This is a genomic window from Leptolyngbya cf. ectocarpi LEGE 11479 (genome assembly GCF_015207065.1).
Lineage (GTDB): Bacteria > Cyanobacteriota > Cyanobacteriia > Phormidesmidales > Phormidesmidaceae > Leptothoe > Leptothoe ectocarpi.
The window spans coordinates 1-7,000 of record NZ_JADEXP010000337.1 but is presented as its reverse complement, the minus strand read 5'-3'; the positions used below and the strand labels follow the sequence as shown (position 1 = coordinate 7,000).

Genomic DNA, 7,000 nt, shown 5'->3' with positions numbered 1-7,000 from the left:
CACAAGCGATTGGGTGATCCCAAAAATTGATGTTTGACCAGGATAATAAGTGTTGACTAAGTCTTGAATTATAGAATCTTTAGTAGTCTCAGTCGATGTATTGCCATTAATAATGTTAGTAATATCATCGGCTAGTCTACCGCTGCCTGCTATCACCATGGTTTGGCGACCGACTGACAGGTTAAGCATCAAATCACTCAGGGAAATTTTTCCCCCATTGATCAAAATAGTAATTGCAGGATATTTTTGGGAAAATTTCGAAGCACAGTTGGCCAGCCATGGAGATTCACTACCCCAAGTAATACCTGGTATTAAAGCAAAATGTGTGTGATGCGCCTCAAGATTGATTAACTCTGTATTGTTATAACTATGGTCAGGGCATAGGGTATAGCCTGGTAAATAGACTTTTGCTTTAGGTGCAATGCCAACTAGATTAAAGCTGCCATTTATCTGTTGGCGAGCTTGACCCATCATTTGGATAACACCCGCATCTGTTCCACCATCAAAGACGGTGATTTCATACGTTTCCGCAATAGGAGCTAATACCTGGCTAAATAACTGTGAGACCCTGAGTTTGCTTTCAGGGCTCATTTTGCTTGCTCCACCAATTACCACCATACTGGAAGATGGATTGTGCAGTCCTAAGGCAGCTAGGGTTTCTGTATAACTCAGACTCTTGGAAACATTCAGAATACGGGCCGTTTGGCCATTGGAAAACGTATACTCAAAGTTAGTAACATCTGTAGAGTCTACAGGCATATTTATATCTCCTACTATCTAGCTGTCAGTTTGAAGGGGATAAACCCCGTAAGGAAAGGTGGTTCTGAGACATCGCTCTCATGATGTAAGAATGCCTGTCGCACTAGATGGATGGAGATTGAGATTGCTAAGCTAGGCTAAATATGCCCTTTTGACAGTGTTATTACACTACTTTACAGCTTGCTCTGGATAATATGTTGCCCACAATCTTAACTGTCCAAGCTCAGTGTATGTAGTGACTCGAAGGCTTGTGAAAGCTCTTAATATACGTTTACTCAGTGTTGTGGCTATTTGGAGTATTTTGTCTTCACTGCATGCTCATCACTTACCGCCTCACTTGAATAAGAAATTCGGAGATGTGCATACTTGAAAAAACCTTGATGTATCTTTAGAAAGACGTCTTTACTCTGCTGAGTAGGTTTATATGGGTCTGATGAAAACGGTGGCTCAATATAGGCTGTGCCTTGCTTATCAACAACCTAAAACAGATCGTTTAAGGCGTATGGCTGTGGTTAAACCACGGGCAAATGATATTTTTATTGGCTATGCTTCTCAGGATGGAGATTTTGTCAGGCTTCTAGATAAGGCGATTCGTGAGCAGGGTCTAGATCCCTGGATCGATTTCGATGATATTCCTGACTTTCAGCATTTTTTAAATGGGGATAAGACTTATCAGAAACATATTAAAGCTGGGATTGTGGGAGCAGATGTTTTTGTTTTAGTGATCTCCAAAGCCTCGCTCTGCAGTAAGACAACGATGCAAAGGCTGAGATTGGCTCAGCGTTTAAACAAGCTGATTGTACTGCTAGGGGAAGAGGGTGGCTTTGAAGAGCTGAATAAACAGCTATCTAGCGTTTTACCCAATCTACAGTATTTGGACCTGCAGGCACCATTAGTCAGTCAAGTATTTGAGCAAGTGGCTCGTAATATTATTCATTTACAAACATATATAAGACTGCTAGCACGTGCAACTGAATGGGATAAGCAAGGCCGACCCCAACAGTATTTACTGACACCTGAGGATCTTAAAGAGGTTAAAAAGCAGAAGCGCTGGATTGAGACTCATAAGTTAGGTCAGCAATTTCAATTTACGGATGTTCAGAAGATTTTCCTAGAGACTGTTGATAGAGTACATGAAACATCGGAGTATCTTGGAAAAAGTCCGCCTGATATATTTATTTCCTATGCCCGGAGTAATAAGACTTTTGTGGAGAACTTGAGTCAGGCCTTAAAGGATGAACGCTGGAAGATTTGGCTTGATAGCGACAGAATTCCTGTCGCTGCTAATTGGCGAGATGAGGCAGAAGAGGGAATACGCTATGCTCACACTGTAATCTTTGTGATTTGCCCTGATTCACTTCGATCTAAAAATTGTCAGTGGGAGTTTGAAAAGGCTAGGGAGTATAAAAAACGAATTATTCCTGTTATTAGCCATAGTATTTATGATCGAGATATTTTTCGAGCTATGGGACTGTCCTCAATTCACTATGTGTCTTTTGTTCGACAGGACCAATCCTTCCGGCAGTCACTTCATCAATTATTAGATGCGTTAAAGGTACATTTAGAGGATCTGAGATTCTATAGACAGTTGCTGGTGAAGGCTTATGAGTGGTCTGATTGTGAACGTGTCGATCGATTGTTAATGCCTCGCTATGAATATCAAGAAATTAAGCGGTGGTATAAAAAACGCCATGATCTTCAAAATGTGGATAATCGTGAGCTAGAGCCTTTACTCCCTCGACAAAAAGAGTATGTTCAAGCTAGCCAGCGATATTTGGCGTTGCAAAGAAAACGTCAGAGTCTAGCTGTACTGTCTGTAATAGGTATATTTTCAGGCCTTTCTTTTCTGCTATTGAGTACAACGTTTAGTGAGATTAGGGCATTAGTTAGATCCTTAGACGATCTCAAGGGTTTAGATGCATTAGTGACAGGGTTACAAGCTGGTAAACGTGTGCAGCATAACGCATTATTTGTAAGGTTGTTTCGTTCTAAATTGCGTGCTAAAGCGACGACGGCACTGCATAGAACAGCGCTCAAACTTCGAGAGATTAATCGGTTTGAGGAGCATGATGGAAAAGTATTTTCTGTGATGTTTAGTCCGGATGGTCAGCAGCTTGTTTCGGTTGGGGCTGATAAAACTGTTCGTTTCTGGAATTTGGGAAAAACGGGAGGAGAAAATAAGGATGGGCTATGTGAACAAGATGAACAGAAGGAAATTGGTTTTCATTCGACTTCTGTGATTACACTTGCCTATAGTTCAGATCAATCATATGCAGCGACGGGCGATGTCAATGGTGCTGTTAAAGTATGGACTTGTCAGGGACAACTGAAGAAAACACTGTCGGCAAGGCATCAAGTTCGAGATAGTGAGGGTAAAACTCAGGCGAGGCGAGTCAGCCGAGTTCAATTTAGCCCAGGCAGTCAGTATCTTGCTTCTGCCGGTAGCGATGGTCAAGTTTTTTTGTGGACTCGGTCTGATGAATTTAGAACTTTAATTCGGCTGGAGCATCAGGACCAAGTACCGATTACGACCCTTGTATTTAGTCCGAATGGAAGATATCTTGCTTCTGCTGATGTGCAAGGTCGTGTTTACCTGTGGGAGATCAATCATCAACATCAGAGTTCTCTTTCTCTTGAACAGGTCGATGTCTTTCAATATCAGGTGGCATCAGAGCTTCAAAGTCTGACTGCTTTGGTATTTAGTCCGGATAGTTCCTTGTTGGCCTTTGCAGGTGTCAGTGGTGATATCCAACTTCAAGATCTAAAAGAGAACAGCGAGCGGCTGTTGTTAGATCATGATGATATTGTCTATAGTCTTGTGTTTAGTTCTGATGGTAGAACATTAGCCTCTGCGAGCTTTGATGCAACTGTCAAACTCTGGAATCCGAGAGAAGAGGAGGGTAAGGAATTAATTCATACATTGAGGGGGCATCAGGGACCAGTATATCGGTTAGCTTTTGGGCCTCAGGATGATGTGTTAGCGACCGGTGGGGCTGATGGCATTGTGCGTTTGTGGTTGCGAGAAAAAGGGATTCAAATAGATTCTTTTGAGGGCCATGAGGATGAAATTGCAAGTCTTGCTTTTGCTCCTAAGCCTGTTCTGGGATATGCAACGGTGCTCGCGTCTTCGAGTGATGATGGCAGTATTCGGTTGTGGGATATTGACAGCCCTATTCAACCTTTACCTCACAAGAGTGATGTGTTTGATGTGACCTTTCGACCGGATGGCAGGGTTATTGCTTCGGGAGGAATACAGACGGTAAGGCTGTGGCGACCGGATGGTACGTCGAAGTCTGAGATGGAGTTTGCTAAGAATGTTAAGGTCTGGGCTGTAGACTATAGTCCGAGCGGAAGGATGTTGGCTGCAGGGGGAGCGAATGGTCAAATCAGGCTGTGGAGACCAGAGATTGATACGGTAGAACCTCTGCAGGTGCTGACTGCACATCCTGTGGTTGAAGATACTGATGGCAGTGATCAGGGGGTGTTGGATCTAAGCTTTAGTCATAATGGTCAGTGGCTAGCCTCAGTGGGGACTGATCGGACGCTGAAGCTGTGGCGGGTGGATGGTGAGCGGCTATATCGCTATATGACGGTGGCTCACTCTAGTGATGTTACTGCTGTGGCCTTTAGTGCAGATGATCGGCTTTTGGTGACGGGCACTCGGGCAGGCAGCCCTAATATTAAGCGGGGAATTTCTCTGTGGGAGATAATACCTGATGTGGGTATTTCTCCGATAAAGTTAGGTGCTCAAGCGGAGATTGATGAGAAACACGAGGGAAGTATTTTAGCGATCGCAACTCAACCAAGCGGGCAGGGTCTCATTGCCTCCGGTGGAGAAGACGGCACGATCAACCTGTGGGATGCGTCTGGTCAATGGATAAAGTCTCTTACCGAGCACAGCGATCCGGTCACTCAGGTCAGCTTTAGTGCCAATGGTCGCTTTCTAGCTTCATCTAGCGAGGATGGTACCATTCGACTTTGGACATCCCGAGGAGATCTGATTTCCGTCCTCGAACGTCATAAAAGAGCTGTGTCCAGTGTTGAGTTTGCCCCTGAGAATGAGGACGTTCTGGCATCAGCCAGTGCGGATGAGGACGTACTTCTCTGGACTTTATGGGATTTAGACGATGCCGATCTAACGGCTCGCGATCAGAACGGAGAGATTCTTAAAATGCTGGTATCTGACGGGTGTGAAGCCGTGTCCCCATTTCTAGAAAATAATTATCAGTGGGATACTTATGCGATGAATAAACAATTTACTGACGAAGCTCTTCTCAAGGAAATCAAAAATTTGAAGGATTTCTGTAATGGCACCTCAATTTTTGGATTTTCCAGATCGAGCAGGTAAGAGATACCTTCTTTACGAAGCTCTACAGCCTGAAGGATCGTTGACAAGATCACAACTTTGATAATGTCTGAACGATATATCCTGTGAGCTGCTATGGGTATCTGCCTGTAGTTCCTTAGGCAAAATAGGAATAACTAGGGCTACACCAATGGCAATTGTATAGATCCAAGTGAATGTTTTCATAATAGCTCCGTGGAATAACTACCTACCCTAGTGTTGTTTTCGAGGCCTAGATTGCTTACTGCATACTTCTATTGAAACACTGAATTTCAGGATATGTGTCTCACTACATAGCCGCTTTATTGGCTGTCATAGAAGTTTTAAGTTGCGAGTTCGTTACAATAATTAATATTAGGCTGCCAGGCGATTTAGCCCACTCTATTTTTCTGATGCAGAGGCCTGTTTCGGTGGCTTTTGCCGGGAGCATCATCCTTTACGGAGTAATTGTTTTGAATGTATTCGTCACCCTAGAGCCTTCCCTAAGGCGCAGCTTGGCAGTCATGTTTGTGGCTGGGCTATGTTTTTGGGCAGGGTTAGCAGGGCTATTACCTGTTTTGCCTCTGTATATTGAACAATTTGGGGCTAATGGTCAGCAGATTGGCTGGGTGATGGCGAGTTTTGCGATCGGACTTTTGACGATGCGTCCGGTAATGGCTCGTATGACTGATGAACGGGGGCGAAAACCTGTTTTATTTATTGGCTTGATCGCCATTGCGGTAGCGCCGCTGCTTTACTGGCTGGTTCCCTTTTTTCCCGAGATGACCGGCCAAATATCCGTAGGTAATCGTCTCTGGCAGATAGATTCAAGGATTGTGCTGATGATGATCTTCAGGGCATTTCACGGGTTGAGCATCGCCTCTTTTGTAACAGCGTATAGTGCCCTGGTAGCGGATCTCGCTCCACCTGGTCAGCGAGGAGAGCTGATTGGGTATATGAGCTTGGTGAATCCGATTGGCATGGCGATAGGGCCTGCTTTGGGCGGTTATTTGCAGGCTGGTGCAGGCTTTGCCCAAGTGTTTGTTTTGATGTCACTGCTGGGGACTGTAGGGTTGGTGTGCGCTGTCACTATCTCAGAACCCAGGCGAGAGATGGTGACAGCACGGCGTAAGGCCGCCTTTTGGTCTTTGATGTGGATGCCAGCGGTACGGGTACCGGCTCTGATGTTATTGCTAGTTGGTTTGGCGTTTGGCGGACTGGTGACCTTTGTGCCGCTGTATGCCCGTGAGTCAAATCTGGCCCTCAATATTGGTTTTATCTATACAATGTCGGCATTGTTTAGTTTTGGGATTCGACTGTTAGCTGGCCGAGCCTCTGATCGCTATGGTCGTGGCCCTTTTATTTCCCTTGGTTTAGTTTTTTACTCGGTTTCGATGATGGCTCTATGGCTAGCTCAGAGTGAGGCGGCTGTGCTGGTGGCTGCAGCATTACAAGGGATGGGGGGAGGCATGCTGATTCCTATGGTGGCCGCACTAATGGCCGATCGCTCAACGCCAACCGAACGGGGATTAATGTTTGGCCTATGCCTGACCGGGTTTGATGTGGGGATTGCGCTGTCTGGTCCTGTGATGGGACAAATTGCTGACTTGAGCAGCTATCGAGATATTTTTGGTGTGGCAGGCCTGATGACCCTACTGGGTCTGGTGCTCTTTATTACTACGTCTAGCAAAAATTTCAACCATTCAGTGCAATTTGCACTAAGAGGTGGCAAGGATGTGTATGCTGTGCCGAACTCGACACTGTAACGAGCCTGGAGGGATTCGAACCCCCGACACCCTGGTCCGTAGCCAGGTGCTCTGTCCACTGAGCTACAGGCTCTAACAGAATTAAACTCTAACATACTGTTGAGACGGTATCCAAAGTTTCTATGGCAATTTTTGAGGGGGTTTGGGCCAG

General features: G+C 45.2%; 3 protein-coding genes and 1 tRNA gene. 2 read left to right on the top strand and 2 right to left on the bottom strand.

Annotated features, from left to right (window positions below; translation table 11 throughout):
* Positions 1-759 (bottom strand): hypothetical protein (locus IQ260_RS24930; protein WP_193995782.1); only part of this gene is annotated, 759 nt, incomplete at its 3' end.
* Positions 760-1,261: 502 nt separating this feature from the next.
* Here IQ260_RS24930 and IQ260_RS24925 point away from each other — a divergent pair.
* Together IQ260_RS24925 and IQ260_RS24920 are read left to right on the top strand one after the other, a co-directional pair.
* On the top strand, positions 1,262-5,107 hold the full coding sequence (locus IQ260_RS24925) for a TIR domain-containing protein (RefSeq protein WP_193995781.1): 3,846 nt from the start codon (positions 1,262-1,264) through the stop codon (positions 5,105-5,107).
* Between the two features lie 389 nt (positions 5,108-5,496).
* A complete protein-coding gene (locus tag IQ260_RS24920; RefSeq protein ID WP_228016411.1) occupies positions 5,497-6,849 on the top strand; it encodes an MFS transporter in 1,353 nt (450 codons plus the stop codon).
* Here the strand turns inward: IQ260_RS24920 and IQ260_RS24915 are convergent.
* A tRNA-Arg gene (locus tag IQ260_RS24915) sits at positions 6,850-6,922 on the bottom strand.
* Positions 6,923-7,000 lie beyond the last annotated feature (78 nt).

Excerpts from the sequence above, each read along its gene's own strand:
- IQ260_RS24925 (WP_193995781.1), top strand. The coding sequence starts at position 1,262 with ATGGCTGTGGTTAAACCACGGGCAAATGATATTTTTATTGGCTATGCT.
- IQ260_RS24920 (WP_228016411.1), top strand. The coding sequence starts at position 5,497 with ATGCAGAGGCCTGTTTCGGTGGCTTTTGCCGGGAGCATCATCCTTTAC.